The 24,832-nt window shown below is 61.9% G+C and carries 16 protein-coding genes and 1 tRNA gene; 9 read left to right on the top strand and 8 right to left on the bottom strand.

The genetic code is table 11. The features are described 5' to 3' along the window. Window positions 1-65: 65 nt before the first annotated feature. Entirely contained in the window at window positions 66-1,178 is a 1,113-nt protein-coding gene (locus LC298_RS06595) for a pyridoxal phosphate-dependent aminotransferase (protein ID WP_131567938.1), read from the bottom strand. 125 nt (window positions 1,179-1,303) lie between these two features. Between LC298_RS06595 and LC298_RS06590 the strand changes: the two genes are divergently transcribed. Next, window positions 1,304-1,393, top strand: a tRNA-Ser gene (locus tag LC298_RS06590). An 88-nt stretch (window positions 1,394-1,481) separates the two neighbouring features. On the opposite strand, the gene LC298_RS06585 is transcribed toward LC298_RS06590, so the two are convergent. The 4 genes from LC298_RS06585 to LC298_RS06570 form a co-directional block, all read right to left on the bottom strand. After that, entirely contained in the window at window positions 1,482-2,327 is an 846-nt protein-coding gene (locus LC298_RS06585; RefSeq protein WP_199223246.1) for a DUF2182 domain-containing protein, read from the bottom strand. 17 nt (window positions 2,328-2,344) lie between these two features. Next, a complete protein-coding gene (locus LC298_RS06580; protein ID WP_131567940.1) occupies window positions 2,345-3,013 on the bottom strand; it encodes a DUF1326 domain-containing protein in 669 nt (222 codons plus the stop codon). Then, window positions 2,991-4,397 carry an FAD-binding oxidoreductase gene (locus tag LC298_RS06575; RefSeq protein ID WP_131567941.1) on the bottom strand — a complete coding sequence of 469 codons (1,407 nt, stop codon included), beginning with the start codon at window positions 4,395-4,397 and terminating at the stop codon, window positions 2,991-2,993. The genes LC298_RS06580 and LC298_RS06575 overlap by 23 nt, the downstream gene beginning before the upstream one ends. A 62-nt stretch (window positions 4,398-4,459) precedes the next feature. Further along, window positions 4,460-7,696, bottom strand: a complete 3,237-nt coding sequence (locus LC298_RS06570; protein ID WP_199223247.1) for an ATP-binding protein — start codon at window positions 7,694-7,696, stop codon at window positions 4,460-4,462. Window positions 7,697-7,933: 237 nt separating this feature from the next. On the opposite strand from LC298_RS06570, the gene LC298_RS06565 reads away from it, so the two are divergent. The 3 genes from LC298_RS06565 to LC298_RS06555 are packed head-to-tail and all read left to right on the top strand — an operon-like array spanning window position 7,934 to window position 13,411. Then, window positions 7,934-8,491: a helix-turn-helix domain-containing protein gene (locus LC298_RS06565; RefSeq protein ID WP_131567943.1), complete on the top strand. Its 558-nt coding sequence runs from the start codon at window positions 7,934-7,936 to the stop codon at window positions 8,489-8,491. Between the two features lie 9 nt (window positions 8,492-8,500). After that, window positions 8,501-10,942, top strand: a complete 2,442-nt coding sequence (locus tag LC298_RS06560) for a GcvT family protein (RefSeq protein ID WP_131567945.1) — start codon at window positions 8,501-8,503, stop codon at window positions 10,940-10,942. 24 nt (window positions 10,943-10,966) lie between these two features. After that, on the top strand, window positions 10,967-13,411 hold the full coding sequence (locus tag LC298_RS06555) for a GcvT family protein (RefSeq protein WP_131567947.1): 2,445 nt from the start codon (window positions 10,967-10,969) through the stop codon (window positions 13,409-13,411). A 24-nt stretch (window positions 13,412-13,435) separates the two neighbouring features. Here LC298_RS06555 and LC298_RS06550 read toward each other — a convergent pair whose 3' ends face one another. From LC298_RS06550 to LC298_RS06540, 3 genes are all read right to left on the bottom strand, one after another. Then, a complete protein-coding gene (locus LC298_RS06550) occupies window positions 13,436-14,632 on the bottom strand; it encodes a DegT/DnrJ/EryC1/StrS family aminotransferase (protein ID WP_131567949.1) in 1,197 nt (398 codons plus the stop codon). Window positions 14,633-14,711: 79 nt separating this feature from the next. Beyond that, a complete protein-coding gene (locus LC298_RS06545; protein WP_131567951.1) occupies window positions 14,712-17,147 on the bottom strand; it encodes a GcvT family protein in 2,436 nt (811 codons plus the stop codon). Between the two features lie 192 nt (window positions 17,148-17,339). Continuing rightward, window positions 17,340-18,323, bottom strand: coding sequence for a LysR family transcriptional regulator (locus tag LC298_RS06540; protein ID WP_131567953.1), 984 nt, complete (start codon window positions 18,321-18,323; stop codon window positions 17,340-17,342). Window positions 18,324-18,520: 197 nt separating this feature from the next. Here LC298_RS06540 and LC298_RS06535 point away from each other — a divergent pair, with 197 nt between their 5' ends. The 5 genes from LC298_RS06535 (at window position 18,521) to pdxR (ending at window position 24,829) form a co-directional block, all read left to right on the top strand. After that, entirely contained in the window at window positions 18,521-19,525 is a 1,005-nt protein-coding gene (locus LC298_RS06535) for a taurine ABC transporter substrate-binding protein (protein ID WP_199223249.1), read from the top strand. Window positions 19,526-19,652: 127 nt separating this feature from the next. After that, window positions 19,653-20,429, top strand: coding sequence for an ABC transporter ATP-binding protein (locus LC298_RS06530; protein WP_280176619.1), 777 nt, complete (start codon window positions 19,653-19,655; stop codon window positions 20,427-20,429). Next, window positions 20,426-21,700 carry an ABC transporter permease gene (locus LC298_RS06525; RefSeq protein WP_131567957.1) on the top strand — a complete coding sequence of 425 codons (1,275 nt, stop codon included), beginning with the start codon at window positions 20,426-20,428 and terminating at the stop codon, window positions 21,698-21,700. The genes LC298_RS06530 and LC298_RS06525 overlap by 4 nt, the downstream gene beginning before the upstream one ends. Window positions 21,701-21,882: 182 nt before the next feature. Continuing rightward, window positions 21,883-23,265 carry an aminotransferase family protein gene (locus LC298_RS06520; protein ID WP_131567959.1) on the top strand — a complete coding sequence of 461 codons (1,383 nt, stop codon included), beginning with the start codon at window positions 21,883-21,885 and terminating at the stop codon, window positions 23,263-23,265. 109 nt (window positions 23,266-23,374) lie between these two features. Continuing rightward, a complete protein-coding gene (gene pdxR / locus LC298_RS06515) occupies window positions 23,375-24,829 on the top strand; it encodes a MocR-like pyridoxine biosynthesis transcription factor PdxR (RefSeq protein WP_131567961.1) in 1,455 nt (484 codons plus the stop codon). Window positions 24,830-24,832: the final 3 nt, after the last annotated feature.

Below are 24,832 nucleotides of genomic sequence, written 5' to 3'. Positions count from 1 at the left end.
CAGGATACCGGGGGTGGGGCTTCCGGTAGGAGCCGCCCGCGGCAGGGGGAGCCGCGGGCGGTATTTTATCTTCGCGACCTGCCCGCCGCCGCGAGCGCCTCGGGAAGAGCGGTTTCGAAAAGGTCGAGTTCCTGCTGCAGGCCGCAACTGACGCGGATGCAACGGTCGAGGCCGGGCGCCATCGGCTTGCGGATGAAGACACTGCGCGCATCGAGCGCCTTGAGGACCCCCATCGCGAAATCGCCGTCCTGTCCGCAATCAATCGTGACGAAATTGGCTGCCGAGGGCAGGGCGGCCAAGCCGCTCTCTTTCGCGATTGAAGCGATTCGCTCTCGCGCCGAGGCGACCTTCGCCAGCACCGATGCGAGCCATTCACAGTCTGAAAGCGCCGCGAGCGCGGCACTCTGCGCCATGATATTGACCCCGAAATGGTCGCGTACCTTGTGGTACTGAGCGCAGATTGGTTCGGCCCCGACGAGATATCCGACGCGCAGACCGGCCAAGCCATAGGCCTTCGAAAACGTTCGCGCCCTGACGATATTGTTCCGGCCCGTATCGAGCGGCGGCAGCGCGGAAGGTGGCGCCATCTCCCCGTAGGCCTCGTCGAGCAGCAGCAGCGTTTCCCCGGGCAGCGACGCGGCGAAGGATTCTATTGCCTCTGCGTCGTGCCACGTTCCCATCGGATTGTCCGGATTTGCGAGATAGACGATGGAGGCGTTTTCGCGGCGGACGGTCTCGGCCAGCGCGTCGAGATCGGCGCGGTCGTTCCGGTAGGGCACGGTGACGAGCCGCCTTCCGTAGCCGTTCACATGGTAGTTGAAGGTCGGGTAGGCACCGAGCGAGGTGACGATCGCATCGCCCGGTTCGGAGAATATTCGCACCGTCAGCCCGAGCAGATTGTCGATGCCCGCGCCGACAACGATCTCGGCGGGGCGTATACCGAGATGGCGGGCAAGCGCCGCGGTCAGGTCGAACGCCTCCGGATCGCAATATTTCCAGACATCCTGGCGCGCGGTGCGCTGCATCGCCTCGATGGCGCGCGGCGAGGGGCCGAAACTGCTCTCGTTCGCGCCCAGTCGGGCGGCGAACGGCCGGCCGCTCTCGCGCTCCATGCGTTCCGGCGCGACAAACGGAATGGTCGAGGGCAGGGCGCTGACGACCGCATTTGGCTTCGGCATCGGGTTCTCCGCAAATGGCGAAACCAGCAAGCGGCTTGCGTTCGCCCTGTCAAGCGCGAAGCGCCCGCCGGCAGGGGCAAAAAATCTTGGACAGCCCCGGGAAACGTGTTACGGGCGGTGCGCGCGGAGAGGTGGCCGAGTGGTCGAAGGCGCTCCCCTGCTAAGGGAGTAGACGGGAGACCGTCTCGAGGGTTCGAATCCCTTCCTCTCCGCCATCGCTAACGCCATAATTTTGACGGCCTCTAAAGGCTAACTTCGCAGACCTTTCTGCCGCCCGAGTCAAACCTTGGACGCCGGCCTGCTTTACGATACCGCCAACAGACCCAGTCCAGCAATCCCGAGCCCGCACAGTCCCGCACCAACGGCGCGGCCGATAAACCGTCCGCATGGTGCCGACTTCTCCAAGGCTACGAGGGCAGCGAGCCCGAAGATCCAGAAGAGGTTCATGATCCCGCCGACGAACAAAAGCGCCATCAAGGCAGTGCAGCATCCCAGGCAGAATGCACCATGGCGGAATCCGGCCTGAGCGGCGCCGGAGATGCCGGGCCGATATTGGCGCGCAATCAAGTCGGACGGCGTCCGGCACTGAGCAAGACAGCGGACCTTAAGGGGATGAAACTGATAGGCCCCTACCGCGATCAGGAGAAGCTGCGCAGCGATGCCTTCCGTGAAAGCCATTTTTGCCGGTGATATGAGACTTGCGGCCTCGAACCACCACTGCGCTGCCGTGGCCCAAAGGCTGAAGAGGGCCCATGCCGCCAAGTACCCGGCCATGAACGCGCCCGACCGGACTCGACGCTCGGCCGTGTCGGGCAAGTGCCGAAGAAGCGCGGTGTAAAGCAGGATCGTCGGTGCAGCCGAGGGAAGCATCATCGCGATCATCATCAGCCACCACATCAGAAAGACGAGTGCGAATTTCGCTCCGCCCCATCCTCCCGGGACCCCCAAGGCCATTGCCCCCATGCCTTCGCCCGCGTGCATGCCGCGGCCGAATGTCATGTCGAGCGCCGACATGTTCGTGCCAACACCGGCGATCGTGTAGACCGCAGCGAACGCGACCAGGACCGCGATCGCAGTGGCCACGCGCATGCGGTCCTGACGGACCGAGCCTTCGCCGTGGATTGGCTTGCCGGTTGCAGGCATGGTCATCTTTCCCGTGCGCGGTCCTAGTGGCCGAGCCAGGCTGTCAAGCGCGGCCGGTCGCGGATCAATCCGTCCTGATTGAAGTGATGGATGCAGAAGAGCGCCCAGGTCTCGTCGAACGCCATCGCCATCTCGCCGTTGACAGACGTCGTGCCGAGGCCGAGTTCGGCATAAGTAAATTCGAAGCTGCCGCTCCGCCGCGCTAATGCGACATGGAAGGGCTCGCCCGTGAACTCGTTGATCTTCGGGGCACCGCGGCTCTCGAGGAGGCCGGGAATGCTGGCGCGCGCGGTCCTACCCTCAAGATCGACCTCGAGTACGATCGGCAGGAGCAGCGTTTCGCAGAACTGCGAACAGGTCGAGGCGAACACCGCGAAGACGTTGCTCAGAGGCTTGCACGCATCGCCGGAAAGGATCGTTTGAAGCGCGGAGCGCTGTTCCGCGTCGGCCGCTTCGTCGATGACGATCTGGCATTTGCCGCCGCCTTCGGCGATTTCGCCGGGCCACTTGTAGATCGCCGCCCATTTCAGCCCTGCAAGCGAGGTGCCGTTGAAATGCCCCTCGGTGACGCGGCCGACATAGGCCGACTGGCAGAACCCATGCGTAGTCGGCAGATTGAACTGGCAGCCGCAATTGATCGCGCAATTGCAGTTGTCGAAGGTCTCGCTCTTAAAGTGCCACTGGTCTGACACGGCTTGCTCCCTTCGCCGGTTCGATATTCTGGTTGACGTGAAAGATGTTGTCCGGGTCGTAGGTCGCTTTCACCGCGGCCAGCCGTGCGTAGTTCGCCCCGTAGTTCGCCGGGGCCCGGTGGCCATCGTCATCCGACATGAAATTGACGTAGCCGCCATCGCTTCCCGAATGGGGATGGATGGCATCGTAGTAATCGCGGACCCACTTGATGTTTGCCTCGTTGTCGGCGGGATCGTCCCAGATGCCTGCGACTACCGGCGAAAACGCCTTGTCGCGGTGACCGAAAGCGGTTTCGTCGGCTCCGACCCGCTGCGCCGCGCCGTTGATCGGATGCAGGTGCATCGAGGAACTGACATGAGGTGTGTGCCGACCATGTTCGATATGCGCGGCGATGGCGTCATCGGTGAGCTCGGTAATGAAATCCGCCTTCCAGTAATGCTGCATGCCCTTCGGGACCGCTCCGTCGAAGAGGCTGTTGAGCGCCGGGAACGGCATCTTCATACAATACTCCGCCTTCACCTCGGCAAATTGCCGTAGCGGCTTGAGCACCCTATCGGTTTCCTCCAAGGGTCCGTTCCAGCAGGGGACAAGCACGCAGAAGAGGTCGCCGACCCGGTCCACGGGGATGAACGGCAGGGGTGGCGCGATCTGCCAACCGAAGAAGCATCCGAGCGCCTCAGGCGCCGTGGCGATATACTCGCGGTAGCCCTGCAGGACCGCTTTGGCATCGTCGAATTCGTAAAACAGCGGCCCGCCGACAACATCGCCGGCCTCGTGCAACTGGAACTCGAAATTCGTGACGACACCGAAATTGCCGCCGCCGCCGCGGAGGGCCCAGAACAAATCATCGTTCTGGTAGTGGCTCGCAGTGATTTGGCGTCCGTCGGCCAAAACCACATCGGCCGATAGCAGATTGTCGATGGTGAACCCGGCGCTTCGGGTAAGGTAACCGAGCCCGCCGCCCAGCGTCAGTCCCGCCACCCCGGTGGTGGACACGATTCCGCCGGGGACGGCAAGGCCGAAGGGATAGGTGGCGTGATTGACGTCACCGAGGGTGGCGCCCCCGCCGACACGGGCAATCTTCTTGTCGGGATCGACCTGAACGCTGTTGATCATGGACAGGTCGATAACCAGCCCGTTGTCCACCGTGCCGAAGCCCGGCACACTGTGCCCGCCACCGCGCACTGCGAGATCGAGCCCGTCTTCGCGGGCGGCAGCAATCGTGGCCATGACATCGGCCGCGTCGACGCAACTGATCACCGCGGCCGGGCGGCGGTCGTGCATCGCGTTGTAGACGGACCGCGCCTCGTCGTATCCGGAGTCCGCGGCGGTGGTAATCGTGCCCCGAACCTTTTCAGACAGTTTCCCAACCAGATTGCACATTCAATGATCCTCCTGGCTTTCTCAGAGGAATACACATCCGGGCGTTCCGAAAGCGTTCCCGCCTATCCGGTTCCGCGCAAAAAGGCGGTGGCCGCCCGGAACGCCGGCAGATCTTGGCCCGAGGGAAGCTGGTCGGCGAGGGCCGCGAGTTCCGCTTGCACCTCTGGGTCAGGAAAACGGAGGGCAAGCGAATGCAACGCCTTGAGCCTTAGCCACTGCGCGCCCTGCGTACGGGAAACATCCACTGCCTGACGCAGGGATGAAAGCGCATGGTCGGTTTCGCCGAGGCCGTAGGCGAGCTCGCCGTCGACGCGCAGGAGTTCCGCGACGAGATAGCGCTGGTTGCATCGTTCCGACCAGGCGAGCGCATCGCGGGTCGCTGCGCGGCCCTCATGCAACTCATCGCGCAGTCCGCGTGCCATGGCCAGCAGAAGCAAGGTAAAACTCAGATGCAGGTTTTCGCCCTCGATCCGCGACCGCTCGACCGACTGCAAGATTTTCCCGATGCCGGCGTCGGACCCGGCGCGGACGTCCAGCCAGGCCCGCAGCGCGTCCAGGACGACCCTGAGGTAGCGCTCGGAGAGACGAGACCAAACTCGATCCGCGTGGGTCAGAATATCTTCCAGCCGGATGAAATCCCCGGCCACGGCCGCCAGGATGGCTCCGTAGGTAATGACATAAGCGGAGGTCATCAGGTGGTCGAGCTCGTCGGCGAGTTCGCGCGCCGACCGGGCCATCGCCTCGGCCCGCGCCGGGTCGCCGGACCAAAGCGTTGAGAGCCCTAATCGCACGAGACAAACCGCCCTAGGGTCCTGTGCATAGAGTGCCAGGTGCTCTTCGCGTCGCGCGGTGTCATAATGTTCGATGGCCGCCTCGAGAAACCGGTGCGACTTTCCCAGGTCGCCTTGCCAGAACGCGCTGACGCCCATGAGGTAGCGCCCCTCGGTCCCGGCAACCTGGTCACCGCTCTCGTGATCGATCAGCGCCTTCGCGAAGTCGCTGCTGGCATCGAATCGGCAGCCCTGCAGGCGGGCGAGACCCAGACCGCGGAGAATGGGCGGCGCGATCGGCACCCCGAGCTTGCGGCAAATCGATTGCGCGCGTTCGTAAAGACGATGGGAGGATTCCGCACCGTAGCCTTTAATTGCTACGAGCGGAGAACCCAACGCGATCCGTATGTCCAACTCGATGGCGTCGCGGTCCGGCGAGGCCTGCAACTCGGCCAACAGCGCAAGAGCGCGGCGGTACATTGCGACCGCCTCGTCGAGTCCCGACATCGCCACCGCTCGCGCGCCGGCGGTGCGATAGGCCGCGATTGCTTGTTCAACCATACCTGCCTGGTCGTAATGGGCGGCGAGCTGCGCGCTAACGGCGGTGGGGTCCTCACGATGCTCGCGCACCAGCGCATTGGCAACGACCCGGTGCAGCCGACGTCGGCGCGCGGGATTGATCATCTCGAGCGCAACTTCGCGCAGCTTATCGTGGCTGAAGTCATAGCCTTGGCCCCGTTCGATCACGATCCGCCGGCGCCAGAGTTCGTCAAGCTGGTCGGCAATCGCCTGCTCGCCGACGCCCATTGCAGTGACGATGGCATGCGCCGAAAACGACCGACCGAAGATGGCAGCCACCTCTGCCAGATTCTGCGCGCCGTTGGTCAATTGGCCGAGCCTTGCCCTCAGAACGGAGCGCATTGTCGGTGTCAGGACGCCTTGCGCGCCGGCCGACGATATCCCGGCCTGGATCGTCTCGACGACGAACAGGGGATTGCCTTCGGTCTCACTCCACAACCGATCAGCCAATCCGGGATCGATCTCTTCAACGCTCTGCAGCTCTGCGGCGAGCGCTGCGGTTGATGCCTGATCGAGGGCGTCGATCGTGATGACGGTAACGGCCTGGTCCCGCTCCAGAGCATCGACCAGACCGGGGAGCGGGTGGCGATCGGGAAGCTCCTCCCATCGCACGGTGCCGACAATCAGCACAGGCGTCTGCGGATACGCGCGAAGCAGATAGCCGATCAATTCGATGGTCTCGGTGTCGCACCACTGCAGATCGTCGATGATCAAGACCTGCGCCTTGTCGTGAACCGCGATCGCCTGACAAACGGCGTCGAAGAGCCGGTGGCGCCGGGCAACGCCGTTCGGGGGCTGCCCGATGGCACTGCCGAGCTCAGGCAGCAGCCTGGTAAGCTCTGCGGTCCAGACCTGACCGACCGCTCGGATGCGTTGTTGGATGCCGGCTGAGCGAAGCAGGTCGACGACCGGACCCCAGGGAAGCCTTCCCGCCGCCTCGTAGGCTCGCGCCGTCGCGACTTCGTGGCCACCGGATTGCGCTTGCCGACCAAGCTCTTGTGCAAGGCGGGACTTGCCGATGCCCGGAACGCCCGTCAGCAGGGCCAGATGCGCCCTTCCGGCGCGCGACGTCCTCCATGCCTCGAGAACCGCGCGCCATTCCTGATCGCGCCCGACAAACGGCGGCACGTCCTGGTCCGATACGCGCGGACGATCCCGATCGGACGGGTCGCCACGAAACACGTCGCACAGCGCCACGAGATCCTCGCCGGGTTCAATCGCCAGTTCGCGCCGGAGGGTGTCGGCGTATCGCTGATACGCCCGCAACGCAGCTGCCCGGTCGCCTAGCGCGAGATGGGCTTGCATGAGAATTCGAATGGCGGCTTCGTCGGCGGCATCGAGGTCATTGACCGCCTCGGCATGCCTGATTGCCGCGCGATGGTCATCGCGCTCGGCCGCCGCTTTGGCGAGGCGGCGATGGACACCGAGCGCCTCGGCCCGAAGTTCTTCGCGCTCCTGCAGAACCCAGTCGTCGTAACAGGAGGGCAGCAGATCGCCGTGATACAGGCGCGACGCCTGCTCAAAATCACCGGATGCGATGGCGTCGCGGAAACTCAATACATCCACCTCACTTGGGGCGGTCGGCAGCCACCGGACGGTTTTCTTCTCAATCTCGATAAAATCCTCTACGCCAGGCAGCGCCCGGCGGAACTCGTGGATCAGCTTCCTGAGATTCGTATGCGCCTGACGTTCGCTGGATTCGGGCCAGAGAACGAATGCCAGCCGCGAGCGCTCATGGGGTTCTCTGCGCAGGGCGATCATCGCCAGAAAACGCTGTAAGCGGGGAGAGTTGAACTCACGCAGCCGCCGGCCGTCCAGAATGACTTCGGCGGCGCCGAGCAGCCGGACGCGGAGCCGTACGGCGCCTCCGCCACCGCTCCGCAAGCTGCTGTCTATCGATGTTCGCTCGCCACGCTCCTGCATCGCCCTTCGACCGATCAATCCATCCATTTATACGCTTGGATCCGTGACGAGTCGAAGCGGAGGAATGCGAGAACGCTTGAATCGATGATCGTCCGATGGCCGTCAACCGATTGAGAGATTGGGCAGTTGCCAGGGAACACCCTGCCTCCCGTTGTGAAAATTTCAATGGAATTTTCATTGCAGTTACGTGAAAATTTTGATTAGAATTTCACGCCGGGAGCACGCACGGTGTTTGCGCTTCCACAGGGAGGAACCTGCGAGAAAATGTCGGGCGACAGGAGCGTTGGGCAGGACATTAGGGCCTTGCGGAACTCCCGCGGGATAACGCTCGAAGAGCTTTCGAAGAGGACGGGAAAATCGCTTGGCTGGGTCTCTCAGGTGGAGCGGGGCCTGTCGAGACCGTCGGTGGACGACCTGCACACGATCGCGCGTATTCTCGGCGTGCCGTTGTCGATGTTCTTCGGTGTCGCCGATGCCCCAGAGGAAGAGCGGGGACTGATCGTTCGGGCCTCGGCCCGCCGCGAACTCGGCCAGCGCGACACCGGTCTTGTCGAAGCCTTGATTTCCCCCGATCTCACCGACGATTTCGAGGTCATCCACTCGACATTCCTGCCGCGCTCCGCGCTTGAACATTACCGCCAGCGTGCCACCTCGGAGGTGATTTACCTGATATCGGGCAGGCTCGACATCGTGATCGGGGATCGTGGTTTCACGATCAATGCCGGCGACAGCTTCCGCATCAAGGGCTCAAAATATCGCTGGGCCAATCCCTATGACGACCCCGCAGTCGCGATCTGGGTCATCTCTCCCCCGGTCTATTGAGGTTTGATCATGACGACCCTTCCTCCAACTGCGCGCGTGGTGATTGTCGGTGGCGGTATCGTCGGTGTCTCGGCGCTCTATCATCTGGCAAAGGCGGGCTGGACCGATTGTGTCCTGCTCGAGAAGAACGAACTGACCGCCGGGTCGACCTGGCACGCGGCGGGCAATTGTCCGAATTTCGCCGGCAATTACGGTGTGATGAACATGCAGCGCTACGGGCTCGCGCTGTACCGGGATCTGGCCAGCATCGTCGACTATCCGATCAACTACCACGTCACCGGCGCAGTCCGCCTGGCCCATACGCAGCAGCGCATGATGGAGTTCGAGCGCGTGCAAGGCTTGGCAGCCCATATGGGGCTGACCATGGACATGTGCACGCCCGAAGAGTTGCAGGCGCATTTCCCCTTCATGGAGACGCATGATCTGGAAGGCGGGCTCTGGGATCCGCTCGACGGCGACATCGATCCCAGCCAGGTGACCCAGGCGCTGGCCAAGGGCGCGCGTTCCAATGGCGGTACCATCGCGCGCTTCACCTCCGCCACCGGCGTAAGCCGCGAAAATGGCGAATGGATCGTGCACACCGACAAGGGCGACATCCGCTGCGAGTATGTCGTGAATGCCGCCGGCTATTATGCCGCGCGCGTGGGCGAGTGGTTCCTGCCCCATGGCGGGCGCAAGGTGCCGCTCACGGTCATGAGCCACCAGTATTTTCTGACCGAGGCGATCCCCGAAATCGCTGCGTGGACCAAGGAGCATGGCCGCAAGCTTCCTCTGCTGCGCGACGTCGACAGTTCCTACTATTTGCGTCAGGACACCCATTCGCTGAACCTCGGCCCCTATGAGCGTAACTGCCGGGCGGCCTGGGTCGGCGCGGACGACCAGTTGCCCGACGATTTCAGCTTCCAGCTCTTCCCCGACGATCTCGATCGGCTCGAGTGGTATATCGAGGACGCCATGGCGCGGGTGCCGCTTCTGGGCAGTCAGGGCGTGCAGCGCAACATCAACGGGCCGATTCCCTACGCGCCGGACGGACTGCCGATGATCGGCCCGATGCCCGGCGTACCCAATGCTTTCGAGGCCCACAGCTTCACTTTCGGCATCGCGCAAGGCGGCGGCGCGGGCAAGGTACTGTCGGAGTGGATCATGCACGGCTACACCGAATGGGACATGTGGTCCTGCGATCCCCGCCGCTACACCGGGCATGCCGACGCGCAGTACTCGCTGGGCAAGGCACTGGAGACCTACGGCCATGAGTACGCGATGCATTTCCCGCATCACGAGTGGCCGGCCGGGCGCAACAAGAAGCTTTCGCCGAACCATGCTCGGCTTGTCACAGACGGCGGGCAGATGGGCGCCTATAACGGCTGGGAGCGGGCCAACTGGTTCGCCAAGCCCGGCGACGACACCTCGGAAGAGGCGACTCTCACGTGGCATCGCAATGGCCCTTGGGAGTCGCGCCTGCGCGAAGAGGTCGAGGCAGTGCGCGACGGCGTCGGCGTGATCGACCTCTGCGGTTTCTCGCGGTTCGGCCTGAGCGGCGAAGGCGCGGCGGAATGGCTTCGCGGACTGATCGCGGGCGCCCTGCCCAAGGTGGGCCGGATGAACCTCGTTTACTTGGCCGATGCGCGCGGCCGCGTGCTAACCGAGATGTCATGCATTCGCCACGGCGAAGATGACTTCACCCTGATGACTGCCGCAGTGGCGCAGTGGCACGACTTCGAGATTCTGTCGCGCAAGCTTCCCATGGGACTGACGCTGACCGACCGGACCGCCGATGTGACTGCCATGCTTGTTACCGGTCCCAAGGCGCGGGAGCTGTTGGCGGGAATTTCTGACGCGGACCTGTCGCTCGACTGGCTGTCGCACCAACAGGCCACCGTGGCGGGCAAGCCGGCGATGCTGGCGCGGGTCTCCTTTGCAGGCGAGTTGGGCTGGGAAGTTCATGCCGCGCCCGAAGACACCGCCGAGGTCTATGCCGCGATCCGCGGCGCGGGCGCGACACCCTTCGGCATGTATGCGCTGAATTCAATGCGCATTGAGAAAGGGTATCTGACATGGAAGGGCGATCTCTCCACCGATTATAGCTTGTTTGAAAGTGGGTTGGAACGGTTTGTTAAACTAGGCAAGCCGCAGGATTTCCCTGGAAAGGCGGCATTGACAGCTTCCGCCAAGACCGCGCCGGTCAGGCGTCTCCTTACACTGGTGGTCGAACCGGGCCAGCAGGACGCGCCCTACATGGCGGCGATCTTTTCGAATGGCGAACGCGTGGGCGAGGTTCTTTCAGCCGCCTACGGCTACCGCGTGGATGCTGCCCTTGCGATCGCAATGCTTGACGCCTCCGTCCCCGCTGGCGGCACTGTCGAGGTCGAAGTCTACGGCCAGCGCCTGACCGCAACCGTGCAGGACACTGCCTCTCTTTGGGACGCGGACAACGCCCGCATCCGCGCCTGACCTTTCATTAAAGGACTGTTCGGAATGGCTCTTCCCCCTCAAAAAGCCCAAGCGGTCATAATTGGCGGTGGCGTGATCGGCTGCTCGGTTGCCTATCATCTGACCAAGCTTGGCTGGACGGATGTGGTGCTCCTTGAACGCAAGCAGCTGACCTCCGGCACCACCTGGCACGCGGCCGGATTGATCGCGCAGTTGCGCGCCTCGCAGAACATGACGCGGCTGGCGAAATACAGCCAGGAGCTTTACGGTAGCCTTGAAGAAGAAACCGGCGTCGCGACGGGCTTCCGCCGCAACGGCTCGATCACCGTGGCCCTGTCGGATGAGCGCCGCGAAGAGATATTGCGACAGGCCTCGATGGCGCGCGCTTTCGGCGTCGAGGTCGAGGAAATCAGTCCGTCAGAGCTGCTGGCGCGCTACCCGCATGTCAATATCGAGGACGTGACCGCGGCGGTCTATCTCGACAAGGACGGACAGGGTGATCCCGCCAACATCGCGCTGGCGCTGGCCAGGGGCGCGAAAATGCGCGGCGCGCAGGTGCTCGAACGCACCAAGGTCACAGGCTTTGGGAAGGATGGCCGCCGCATCATCGGCGTATCGTGGGAGGCGGAAGGCCAGAGCGGCACCATCGCCTGTGATCACGTCATCAATTGCGCCGGCATGTGGGGCCATGAAGTCGGGCGCAAAATGGGCGTGACCGTCCCGCTGCATGCCTGCGAGCATTTCTACATCGTCACCGACACGGTGCCCGGTCTGTCGCAACTCCCGGTCCTCCGGGTGCCGGAGGAATGCGCCTATTACAAGGAGGACGCCGGGAAGATCCTCTTGGGCGCTTTCGAACCCGAGGCCAAGCCCTGGGGAATGAATGGCATCCCCGAAGACTTCGAATTCGACCAACTGCCGGAAGATTTCGACCATTTCGAGCCCATCCTCGAAATGGCGGTGAACAGGATGCCGCTGCTGGCAGAGGCGGGCATTCACACCTTCTTCAACGGACCTGAAAGCTTCACGCCCGACGACGCCTATCACCTTGGCCTTGCGCCCGGGATGGACAATGTCTGGGTGGCGGCCGGATTTAACTCGATCGGCATACAGTCCGCGGGTGGTGCCGGCATGGCGCTGGCCTCGTGGATGGACACGGGCGAAAAGCCCTTCGACTTGGGCGATGTGGATATAGCGCGGATGCAGCCCTTCCAGGGCAACAAGACTTACCTCTTCGAGCGATCCAGGGAAACGCTGGGTCTGCTCTATGCCGACCACTTCCCCTACCGCCAGAAGGCTACCGCCCGCGGTATCCGCCGCTCGCCTCTGCACGATGCGCTGAAGGCCGAAGGCGCAGTCTTCGGCGAACTCGCCGGCTGGGAGCGTGCCAATTGGTTCGCCGATCCGGGCCAAGCGCCGGAATATCAATACTCGTGGCAACGGCAGAACTGGTTTGCCAACGCCTCTCGCGAGCACATGGCGATTCGCGAAAACGTCGGCGTCTACGACATGTCTTCCTTTGGCAAGATTCGCGTCGAGGGCCCGCAGGCTGAGGCGTTTCTGAACTACGTCGCAGCCGGCAATCTGTCGGTGCCGGTAGGCAAGATCGTCTACAGCCAGTTCCTGAATACGCGCGGCGGAATCGAGGCAGACGTGACGATCACCCGCCTGTCGGAAACCGCCTACCTGGTGGTGACGCCCGCCGCTACGCGGTTGGCGGATCAGGAATGGATGCGCCGACAGGCGGGCGAATATCGGGTGACGCTCACCGACATGACAGCGGCAGAGGCGGTGATCTGCGTCATGGGTCCGAACGCGCGGGCGCTGATGCAGCGTGTGTCGCCCAACGATTTCTCAAATGCTTTAAATCCCTTCGGTACCTGTCAGGAAATCGAGATCGGCATGGGGCTGGCCCGCGCGCATCGCGTCACCTATGTGGGCGAACTGGGCTGGGAGATTTACGTTTCGAGCGACATGGCGGCACATGTCTTCGAAGTGCTGCGCGAAGCCGGGCGCGAGATGAACGCCAAGCTCTGCGGGCTACACATGATGGACAGCTGCCGCATCGAAAAGGGCTTTCGCCATTTCGGTCATGACATTTCCAGTGAAGATCACATTCTCGAAGCGGGCCTGGGCTTTGCCATGAAGAAAACCGATGTGGCTTACATCGGCCGCGATGCGGTGGAACGCAAGCGAGAGGAGGGGCTCCAGAAGCGTCTTGTGCAGTTCCTGCTGAGCGATCCCGAACCGCTGCTCTATCACGCCGAGCCCATCATCCGCGACGACGTAATAGTGGGATACCTCAGTTCCGGCAGTTATGGCCACCATCTCGGTGCGGCCGTGGGCATGGGCTACGTGCCCTGCGCGGGCGAGACGGTAGAGGAGGTGCTGGCATCGCGCTACGAGATCGAGGTCGCCGGGCAGCGCTTCGCGGCGAATGCATCCTTGAAGCCATTCTACGACCCGAGATCAGAAAGGGTGAAGGTGTGACCCGGAAATGCAGGGTGTGGGGGCTCATAGACGCACTTCGCTGACCTCTTCGCGGATGATCCGCCCGATCAGGGTGCAGTCGTCTTCAGAAAATGTGAGCGGAAGGCGCATGTCGAACAGCGTTGCGAGCACCCCGTCTGTCTGAGGCAGTTGATGAGGGTCCACATAGCGCCAGCTCCGATGCATCGAGGTGAAGCCCTTGGGCTCCTCGTTGCCGAACCACTTAAGCTCCACTCCGCGCAGGCCTGCTTGCGCTACCACGCGGCGACAACCAGCTTCGCCGAGGTCCGGCACCCTGAACTGAATCGATGAGCCCACCATGCCTTCGGCCTCCGGACGAGCAGGTAGTACGATCCGGTTCGAACTGACGAGTTCCGAGGCGACGGCAGTGTAGAGGCGGTTCCAGCGCGCCACGTTCTCCTCGATCGACCTGATCTGCGGTCGCAGGATCGCGGCACGCAGCGCGTCCATGCGGGCCGACATGTTGGCCATGTCATAGCGCGGTCGGGCGAAGTGTTCCGGATCCGGTCCCGCCCCATGGCGAGCATAATGCATGTAGCTGCCCGAGAGGATCGTCGCGCGGGCAATGAAGTCGGGATCGTCGGAAGTGAGAAGCCCGCCTTCACCCGAGTTGATATGCTTGTAGGTTTGCGTGGAAAAGCAGCCCGCAAGGCCGAAACTCCCCGAGCGCAGATTGTTCCAGGTCGCGCCCATTGTATGGGCGCAATCCTCGATAACGGTCAGCCCGAATTGCGCCACCCGCGACATCAGCCGGTCCATGTCGCACAGGTGGCCGCGCATGTGCGAGAGCAACAGGAAACGCGCTCCGGAACTCTCGGCCCTGCGAGCGAGGTCCTCGAAGTCGAGGCGAAGATTCTCGTCGATTTCGACGAGCACGGGCCGCGCCCCAACGGCGTGGATCGCACCGGGGACGGGCGCGAGCGTGAAGGCGTTCGTAAGGACACGATCGTCAGGCGCCACGCCCGCCGCACGCAAGGCGATCTGGATTGCCTGCCCGCCCGATGCCACGGCAATGCAGTATCGGCTGCCCTGCCAGGCTGCGAATTCCTCTTCCAGCAGCGCTACCTCGCCCACCTCGCCGGGCGCCAGATTGTAACGATGCAGCCGTCCGCTCCGCAGGACTGCCGCAGCAGCTTCGATGGCCGTCTCGGAGAGGGGCTCCTGCTGGGTGAAATTGCCGGTGAACTTGCGAGCGCTCATGGTTCAGACATTCCGTGGCTCGTCGTACGGAGCGGCGATCTGGTGCAGAAGATACATTTCTATCCTCGCTGGTTGGCGGTTACGCCCGGATACGGGCGAAGTCAGGATCGTAGGGGCTTGGCTGAATGACCCGCGCAGGGATCGGCGCACCGAGGACGTCGACTGTCGCCACGGTCCCGGGGGCCGAAATCGCCGGAGAGACAAAAGCATAGGCCAGGTTCAAGCCAGTGCGATGGCCCCAACCTCCCGAGGTCACGATACCAACGACCTCTTTTCCCCCCAAGACGGATGCTCCCGGATGGGCAGGCGCATGGGTGGCATCCAGTTGAAGCGTGACAAGCTTCTTGCGCACCCCCGCGGGCCGGCGCTTGAGCAGAGCCTCCTTGCCAACAAAGGCGGGCTTGTCGAGCTTCACGAATCGTTCGAGGCCGGTTTCGAACGGATCGAACTCGGTGATGATGTCCGCTTTCCAATGCAGGAAACCCTTTTCCATCCGCATCGATTCCACCGCGCGGGCGCCGAAGAGCTCGATGCCGAAGGCTTCGCCTGCCTTGCGCAGCGCAAGCCAGGCCGCGTGGAGCGAGGCGTTGGGGACATGGATTTCGTAGGCCAGTTCACCGGAGAAGCTGACGCCCATGACCGTCGCCGGAGCAAAGCCGATGAAGCATTCGCGCACGCTGAGCCAGGGGAAAGCCTTTCTGGACCAGTCGGCCCGGGAACAGGCAGAGAGCACAGCGCGCGCACGCGGCCCGGCGAGGACCAGTATCGTCAGGTCGTTGGTGAGTGATCGGACCTGTACGTCCTCACCGGGTTGGAGGTGCATGCTCAGCCAGTCCATATCGTGAAACTCACTGGCAGCCGCTGAGCCGTACCAGATGCGGTCAGGTCCGCGGTCGCTGGCGGGCAGGTTGGCGATGGTGGCTTCGCCCTTCACCATGCCGTCGTGGTTCAACAGGTAGCCGAGCCCCACACGTCTGGGGTTTCGGGTGACTCGGCCACAGAACATGCGGTCTAGGAAGGCATGGGCGTCCTTGCCGGTGATCTCGAACCGGTTGAAGCCGTTGACTTCGCAGAGGCCGACATTGTCGCGCACATTTGCTACCTCGCGCGCCACCACGTCGAAGGCTTCGTCGAAATGGAAGCTTAGTGAGGTCCGGAAGTCCGGCGCCGGCTTGAAGTAGTCGGCACGCTCCCATCCATTGACCACTGTGAACTCGGCTCCTTCGGCTGCCAGCAAGGGATAGAGCGGCGTCGTTTTCGCCGGCCGTCCGGCAGGGCGGTGTTCATGCGGAAAATGAAACCGGAATTCGTTCTGGTAATCCTCGATCGCCTTTAGAGCGGTCAGTTCGACATTCGCATGGCCGGTGAACCGGCGCGGATCGATGCACCAGGTGTCGTAACAGGCTTCGCCGTGGACGATCTGCTGCGCCAGGAGCCATCCGTGACCACCGCCTTCTCCAAGGCCCGCACGCAACCCGATGATGCAGAATGCGTTCCGCTTGCCCGGAATCGGTCCGACGAGCGGCGCGCCGTCGATCGTGTAGGTGATCGGTCCGTTGATAATGCTGCGGATGCCGGTCTCGGCCAGCACCGGTAGCCGCGCGATCGCGCCCTCCAGCACGTCCGCCACCCTTTCGAGGTCGTCCGGACAGAGCGCGTTGACGAAATTCGGATCGATCCCGTCCAGGCCCCAGGTCTTGCAGTCCTGCTCGTAGAACCCGACGAGCAAACCCTGTTTTTCCTGGCGGCAGTAGAAATCGCTGATCGGACAGCGAATGAGCGGCATCCGGTGCCCGGCCTCGCGGATCGCGGGGATATCCTCGGTCAGAAAATACTGATGCTCCATGGAGACTACTGGGTGATGCACGCCCATCATTGCGCCCACCTCGTTCACGCGATAGCCGCAGGCATTCACGACGATATCGCAGTCGATATCGCCATTTTGCGTGTGTACGGTCCATGTATCGTCACCGTGCTTGGTGAGCCCGGTTACCGGCGTATGGCGATAAACCTCGGCACCGGCCTTGCGAGCCCGGCGAGCCAGCGCCTGGCAGAGTTGCGCCGGGTCGATGTCGCCATCGAGCGGGTCCCAGAGCCCGCCCAAAAGGTCGTCGGTCGAAATCAACGGATGGCGGCGGGCACATTCCTCGGCGTCGAGGATCTCGAACTCCACTCCCATGCCGCGCGCCATCGAGGCAAAATGCCGATATCCCTGCATCTGCGCTTCGGAGCCAGCTAGGCGGATGCCGCCATCGGCGTGATGGTAGTTGATCGGATATTCCGGATCATCCGCCAGTTCCCTGTAGAGCGAGATGGAATGGCTCTTCAGCCCCACCATGGTCTGGTTCATGCCGAAATTGGTCACCTGCGCGGCTGAATGCCAGGTCGTTCCCGAGGTCAGTTCGTCACGCTCGATCAGAACCACATCGCTCCAACCCTCCCGCGTCAGGTGATAGAGCGTCGAGCAGCCGGCGATGCCGCCGCCGATCACCACTACTTTTGTACGCGTTTTCATCGCCCCTTTTCCTACTGGCCCAGAAACCAACGCCTTTTTCCGGCAGACGGGTCAAACGGGTCGTCATGGTTTCGAGGATATCGAAACCAGGTTTTGAGTATTTGACTGAGGAAACATGTTGGTGACCAGACAGCAACAGACGCCAGGTGCCGGCCTGCCGCCGATGCGGGACAGCGCCAGGAACGGACCGTCTCAGGCTGCTTCAGGGTCGTCGCCGCCAAGCAGGCGAAAGCTTGAAGCCAGCCACGGGGCTTGAATGGAGACCGGCTCTATCATGTGCCGCGTGATCAGGCGACGCAGGGTCGTCGCAATCATATCGGTTACATTCTGCGGATAATCTTCAGTGGTAAACAGCGATAGGGTGCGAGCGAAACCCTTGCTGGGAAATGGGTGAAGCGTCACGCGGTCGTGGAACCTTCTGGCGCGCAAGTAGCTGTTGGGTGTGGTGATCGCCCAACTGCTTCCGTCGGCCACCATCGCGATAATTGACTGATTGCTCTCGAGCTCAAACCGGTTCGGCAGAGATAACCGCAGGCGGCGCAGATGGGATTCGATCAGTTTTCCGATGATCTGGTTTCTCGAGTAGCGAAGGAACGTGAGCTTGGAGCGTCCCGCCAGGCAGCTTTCAGGCGCATCGGAGCTCGAGGCGGGGAGGGCGATCACGAAGGGGTCCCGCAAAAGCGGATACTCGGATAATCCGGAAGCGCCGGTGATCGGACGGGTCGCAACGCCAACGTCGAGTTTTCGCTCGGAAAGAAGCCGGACGATATCATGGCTTGGACGGGTGTGATGATTGAAGGTGCACTTCGGCATCGCACGCGCCAGAAACCGGGTCAGTTCCGGCGCAACCTCGTTGTCGAAATCGTCGACGATCCCGAACCGCAGCTCTCGCGTCTGTGAAAGGTCGCCCGATGTCAGCTCGATTTCGCCACGACGAATGAGCCTAAGGCCGTCTTCCACGTAGCGGGCAAAGGTGCTGCCCGCCGGGGTCAGAACCATCGGTCTGCGGGAGTGATCGAGGAGGCTGACGCCCAGCGATTCCTCAACGCCGCGTAAATGGTGGGACACCGTGCTGATGGACAGGCCGGTTTCGGCGGCGACCTTGCCCACCGATCCTGATTTTGCCACGAGTTGGAATATCTCCAGACCACGCAGGCTCAAAGCCGTTCGCTGCATGACGGCATATTACCCGGATTCGTGAGGGTTTCGACCAATTATTTCGATTTTATCGAAACTATAATTCAGCCTTCTGGGAGATGACGTTTTTTTTGGACACCGCCTTCGAAAAAGTTGCGGAATGGTCGTGGTCCATATTCACTGCAGATCTGCCCCAGCGGAACTGCGGTCAACGCGACAACAGGGAGGAGTACGATATGAGATCAGGAACCATCAAGTCCGCCATCGCGATGCTCGCCGCCGGCGCGGCGATGTTCAGCATGACGCAGGTGAGGGCGGAAGAAATCACGGTGGCTTATTTCCTCGAATGGCCGATGCCATTCGAATACGCAAAGCAGAAAGGCACCTACGAGGAAGAGTTGGGTGTCGACATAAATTGGGTCAGCTTCGAATCTGGCGTCAAGATGTCGGCGGCGATGGCATCTGGCGATGTAAATCTGTCGGTCAGCCAAGGGGTGCCGCCTTTTGTGGTTGCGACATCCGCCGGCCAGGATCTGCAAATCCTCGACGTGGCGGTTTCCTATGCCGACAACGACAACTGCGTCGTACGGTCCGAGCACGAGATAGACAAGACGAATGCGGAAGAACTGGCCGGTAAAAAGGTTGCCGTGCCGCTAGGAACGGCGGCGCATTACGGCTTCCTGAAGCAGATGGACCATTTCGGCGTGGACGTGGCCTCCATGGATGTGGTGGACATGGACCCGCCCGACGGTGCCGCTGCGATTGCTCAGGGCTCTGTTGACGTGTTCTGCGGCTGGGGCGGCTCGTTGCGCCGCGCACTCGAACACGGCAATACGCTTTTGACCGGTGCCGAGAAGACCGAGTTGGGCATATTGGTGTTTGACGTCACGTCCGGCCCGGCTGGCTGGGTGGCCGAGAACGGTGATTTGGTCGCCAAATTCCTCAAGGTAACTGCGGACGCCAACGCCATGTGGGCGGACGAGGCGAACCATGCCGAGATGCTTCCCTTGATCGCCAAAGACGCCGGCATGGACGAGACCGCGACTGCCGAAACCATGGCGACTTTCACCTTCCCGACCGTCGAGGAGCAACTTTCGGACAAGTGGTTGGGCGGCAATGCGCAAACCTTCATGAAGGGCGTAGCTGATGTGTTTGTGGAGGCCGGCAGCATTGACGGCGCGCTGGACACATATGAAAACGCGGTCAACACCGGCCCGTTGCAGGCGGCGAGTGGCATGTAAACGCGAAACGTCCCACGCGGCGGGCGTTTCACGCCCGCTGCGATTTGCGTGATAGTTCCCGGTGACCCGGACCACACCACCAGCACAAAGGGCGGCCATGACGGGACTGTCTATCGAGAATATCTCCATGCGCTTTGATCTGCCCAATGGGAGCTCGGTGCAGGCACTCAAGAACGTGTCGTTGCATCTGAACGAGGGCGAGTTGATGAGCGTGCTGGGGCCTTCGGGCTGCGGCAAGACCACTCTTCTGAACATCGTGGCGGGCTTCCTGGCCCCCACCGAAGGGCAGGTGGTGATGAACGGGCACAAGGTCACAGGGCCCGCCGCCGAGCGAGGCATGGTGTTCCAGCAGGGCGCGTTGTTCGAATGGATGGATGTGCGCTCCAACGTCAGCTTCGGTCCACGAATGGAGGGCCAGAGACCCTCGCAATATGACGCACATGTCGATCATCTGCTCAATGTCACCGGCCTGCGTGATTTCAAGGACAAGGCGATCTATGAACTTTCCGGCGGCATGCAGCAGCGCGTGGCGCTCGCCCGCTGCCTGGCCAACGACCCGGACGTGATCCTGATGGACGAACCGCTGGGCGCGCTGGATGCGCTGACCCGTGAGAAGATGCAGGGACTTGTACTGAAGCTCTGGAAGGAGACGGGCAAGACAATCATCCTGATCACACATTCGGTGGAGGAGGCGCTGCTTCTGGGCGAACGCCTGCTGGTCATGGCGCCGCGCCCCGGCCGGATCCACAAGGAATACAATTTGCCCTTCGCCGATCTGGGCGTTGGCGCCGACCTGCGCGAGGTGAAGAAACACCCCGACTACGCCAGGACTCGCGAGGAGATTCTGGAAATGATCTGGGACATGGAAGAAGAGATCATGGGGCGCGCGGAGGCTGCACAATGATCGGATCGGTCATTCTTCTCGTCTATGTCGCGATCTTCGTCCTGTCCTTCCTCGCGGTGCGATTTCTTGTCCACAAGACAACGCGAGACTTCACCTCCCTTAAAACGGTGACCTTTGGTGACGAGAGTGCCGTAACGTCCAACCGGATCGCGTCCATCGTGTCGGTGACCACCGTCTTTTTGATCTGGGGCTCTTTCACCGGCTCGTCCTGGGTGCCGGGTTTCCTGCATGCACCCGGGCCGTTCGTCGGCGAAACGTCATTCACCTACACATTGGAAACCGCGGACGGCGTGCGCGACGATGCCACCGTATATGTGAAGGTGGCCGATTTCGGCCAGGAAACCGAGAGTATTGAAGCCGCTCCGGGCGAGGGGATCGCCAAGGATGATGCCGTCGCGATGAACGCGTCGCGCACGGCCACGATCCTGTTTGATAGGAATGACGAGGTCACACGCAAGGACGGTGCGCGCGTCGTCGCCATCGATGGCATAGCAATCGGGGCCGGAGACGAGATCCGGACTGAGACCGGAAGGTTTGCGCTCACCGATAAGGGGGCCATCAGCTTTGCTCCCCCTTCGGGACTTCAGATGGAGCCCATCTGGCTTCCGCCTCCCGAAGACGTGGTCGGCCGAGTGGTGGAAATTGCCAATGAGGGATATCGCGACAGTACCCTGTGGCGGCATCTAGGCTACTCCCTTTTTCGCGTGATCGCCGGTTTCGTTTTTGGTGCGCTGCTGGGCATCCCGTTGGGCTACGCGATGGGCTTGTCGGACTGGTTCCGCGGGTGGTTCGAACCGATCGTGGAATTCATGCGTCCTGTCCCGCCGCTAGCCCTCATCCCCCTCGTGATTATCTGGTTCGGGATCGGCGAGACCGGCAAGATCATCCTCCTGTTCCTGGCCTCGCTCTGGATCATGGCTATTGCCGCGCGCGCCGGTGTCTCCGGCGTCAATATTTCGAAGGTGCACGCCGCTTATTCGCTGGGGGCGAGCAAGTTCCAGGTCATGCGCCACGTCATCATGCCTAACTCTCTGCCGGAAATCTTCACCGGCGCACGGGTTGCCATGGGTGTGTGCTGGGGAACCGTGGTCGCCGCGGAACTGGTCGCAGCTTCGGAAGGTGCGGGCATGATGATCATGGTCGCGTCCAAGTTTCAGCTCACTGATATCGTGTTGATGGGTATCATCCTCATCGGGGTCATCGGCTTCGGCATCGATATCCTGATGCGCAAGGCCGAAAGCGTCCTCGTGCCTTGGAAGGGCCGAAGCTGAAGTTCGGGCGGCACGTTCCGGTAGCCGCCTGATAAAGGCGCGGCAATTTCGCTGCCGGCACGATCCGATCTGGACTTATCCTTGTCCCGCATGTGGGCATGTGGACACGCATCGGGTCGTGCAATGTCGATGCTGATACTCCCACCCGGCGGCGGGAAAGCCGCAGATCGCGAGCACGAGCCATGAATACGAGCATCAACCCCAACGACATCCGCGACATTGTCGAAGCCGACCGCATGCATCTCTGGCATCATCTTGTTCAGCACAGGATGTTCGAGACGGTGGACCCGCGCGTGATCGTGGAAGGTCGGGGGATGCGGGTCTGGGATGCGACCGGCAAGGAGCACCTCGACGCTGTTTCCGGTGGGGTTTGGACCGTCAATGTCGGTTACGGCCGCGAGAGCATCGCCGATGCCGTGCGCGACCAGCTCGTTCGGATGAATTATTTTGCGAATTCGGCTGGCTCGATTCCCGGGTCGCTCTTTGCGCGCAAGCTAATCGAGAAGATGCCCGGGATGAGCCGGGTCTACTATTCGAACTCGGGGTCTGAAGCGAACGAGAAGGTTTTCAAAATGGTGCGCCAGATCGCGCATCGCAAACATGACGGGCGAAAGTACAAGATTCTCTTTCGCGAACGCGATTATCACGGCACGACGATCGCAGCGCTGTCGGCCGGCGGTCAGCCGCAGCGCGCGGCGCAGTACGGACCGATGACACCCGGATTTGTCGAGGTTCCGCATTGCCTCGAGTATCGCGACCAGTATGGCGGGACCGAGAACTATGGTGAAGCTGCCGCCGACGCGATCGAGCAGGTCATCTTGCGTGAGGGGCCTGACACGATCGGCGCGATCTGCCTCGAGCCAATTACTGCCGGAGGCGGTGTCATTACGCCGCCCAAGGGTTATTGGGAAAAAGTGCAGGACATCTGCAAGCGTCATGACATACTGATCCACATAGACGAGGTGGTGTGCGGGGTCGGGCGCACGGGCGCGTGGTTCGGCTACCAAAATTACGGCATCGAACCAGATTTCGTGACCATGGCAAAAGGCGTGGCCTCGGGTTATGCGGCGATTTCCTGCACTGTCACGACCGAGGCGGTTTTCGACCTGTTCAAGGACGATGCGAACGATCCACTTTCGTATTTTCGGGACATTTCCACGTTCGGAGGCTGCGCGGCCGGCCCGGCGGCCGCGCTGGAGAATATGCGCATCATCGAAGATGAAGACTTGCTCGACAATACGAACGCCATGGGCGAACGGCTGATGAACAATCTCCGCACGCTGATGGAGAAGCACAAGGTTATTGGAGACGTGCGCGGCAAGGGTCTGTTCTGCGGGGCTGAACTGGTTGTGGACAGGGCCACGAAGGAGCCGGTCGAAGAGAAAAAGGTGCAGGAGGTGGTTGCCGACTGCATGGCGCAGGGCGTCATAATAGGCGCCACCAACCGCTCGCTGCCGGGCTTCAACAATACCCTGTGCCTGAGCCCGGCGCTCATCGCCACCGAGAGTGACATTGATGCCATCTCGAACGCGATCGACGGTGCGCTCGACCGCGTCTTTGGCTGACCCGCATTCGATCCAGATTCGGCAGCAGTTCACAAAACTGGTATGAACGAGCGGCCGTAATCTGCTACGAAGAGCCGGAGACGGGTTTTAAAGCGGAGTACGGCCGGTCATGCAGATAGCGCCGGATGCCTTTTTTCTCGATCCGCATTACAAGGGCAGTCTTCAGCAGCAGATCCAGCACATCGTTTCACAGGGAATTCTGGCAGGGCGCTTCAATCCGGGCGACAAGCTTCCATCGAGCCGAAAGTTGTCTCATCATCTCGGGGTAAGCCGGATCACGGTCACGCTCGCTTATGGAGAACTCCTTTCCGACGATTATCTGTGTTCACGAGGGCGGTCGGGCTATTTCGTGTCTCAAAGTGCGCCCCGGCGGGCGGTCTTTGAACCGACTGCGCAACCCGACAGGCCGACGATCGAATGGAACCGGGTGATCGGCCAGCGCTACTCAAGCCAGGTCCTTCCCGAGAAACCGTCCGATTGGCAGAACTACCCGTACCGCTTCATCTATGGGCAAGCCGATTACACGCTGTTCGACCATCACAACTGGAGGCTCTGCGCTCTGCAGGCCTTGGGAAAGAAAGATTTTTCTGATGTTACGTCGGACTATTACGAACGTGATGACCCGGAACTGGTTAAGTTCATCGCGCTTTACACGCTGCCGAGACGCGGCATTTTCGCGCGGCCCGAAGAAATTCTCGTAACGCTGGGCGCTCAGAACGCGCTTTGGCTGTGTGCGCAAATCCTGCTTACCCAGAGGCGGACCGCCGCCATGGAAAATCCCGGTTATCCGGGACTGCGGGCGATCCTCGAACAGACCCGATGCAAACTCATCCAAGCGCAGGTGGATGACGAAGGCATTGTCTATGAAGGCCTTCCCGAAGGGGTCGATGCGGTCTTCGCAACGCCGAGCCATCACTGTCCGACCAACGTCACCATGCCTCTCGAGCGACGGCAGGGCTTGCTCGACCACGCCCGGAAGAACGAATACGTAATCGTCGAGGACGACTACGAGTTCGAAATAAGTTTCGCGAAGCCCCCGGCGCCGGCGCTCAAATCGCTCGATAGCGAAGGACGCGTTATCTATGTCGGATCATTCTCCAAGTCACTATATCCAGGCCTGCGGCTTGGCTATGTCGTGGCGCCGGAACCGTTGATACGCGAACTGAGGGCGCTGCGTGCGACCGTGTTGCGCCATCCCCCGGGCCAGATACAACGCACGGTCGCCAATTTCCTGTCTCTCGGTCATTATGATGCCTTGGTGGCTCGCATGAGCCAGGCTTTCGCCAACCGCCGCACGGTCATGCGCGGTGCAATTGCGGAACACGGTCTGACGGTCGCCCAGTCGGACACTGCCGGCGGATCGAGCTTCTGGATGCGCGCGCCTGACGATGTCGATATCGAGGAAACTGCGCAAAGGCTGCGCACGCTTGGTGTGCTGATCGAGCCCGGTCACGTTTTCTTTGATCCGAAAGATGCGCCAAGGAACTTCTACAGGCTCGCCTATTCCTCCGTGGAAGCGTCGAGGATCGCCGAAGGGATCCGGCTCATTGCCAGTCAGTTCTGACCG

The organism is Oricola cellulosilytica (assembly GCF_019966575.1).
Taxonomy (GTDB): domain Bacteria; phylum Pseudomonadota; class Alphaproteobacteria; order Rhizobiales; family Rhizobiaceae; genus Oricola; species Oricola cellulosilytica.
This window is presented reverse-complemented; position numbering and strand designations above follow the sequence as displayed.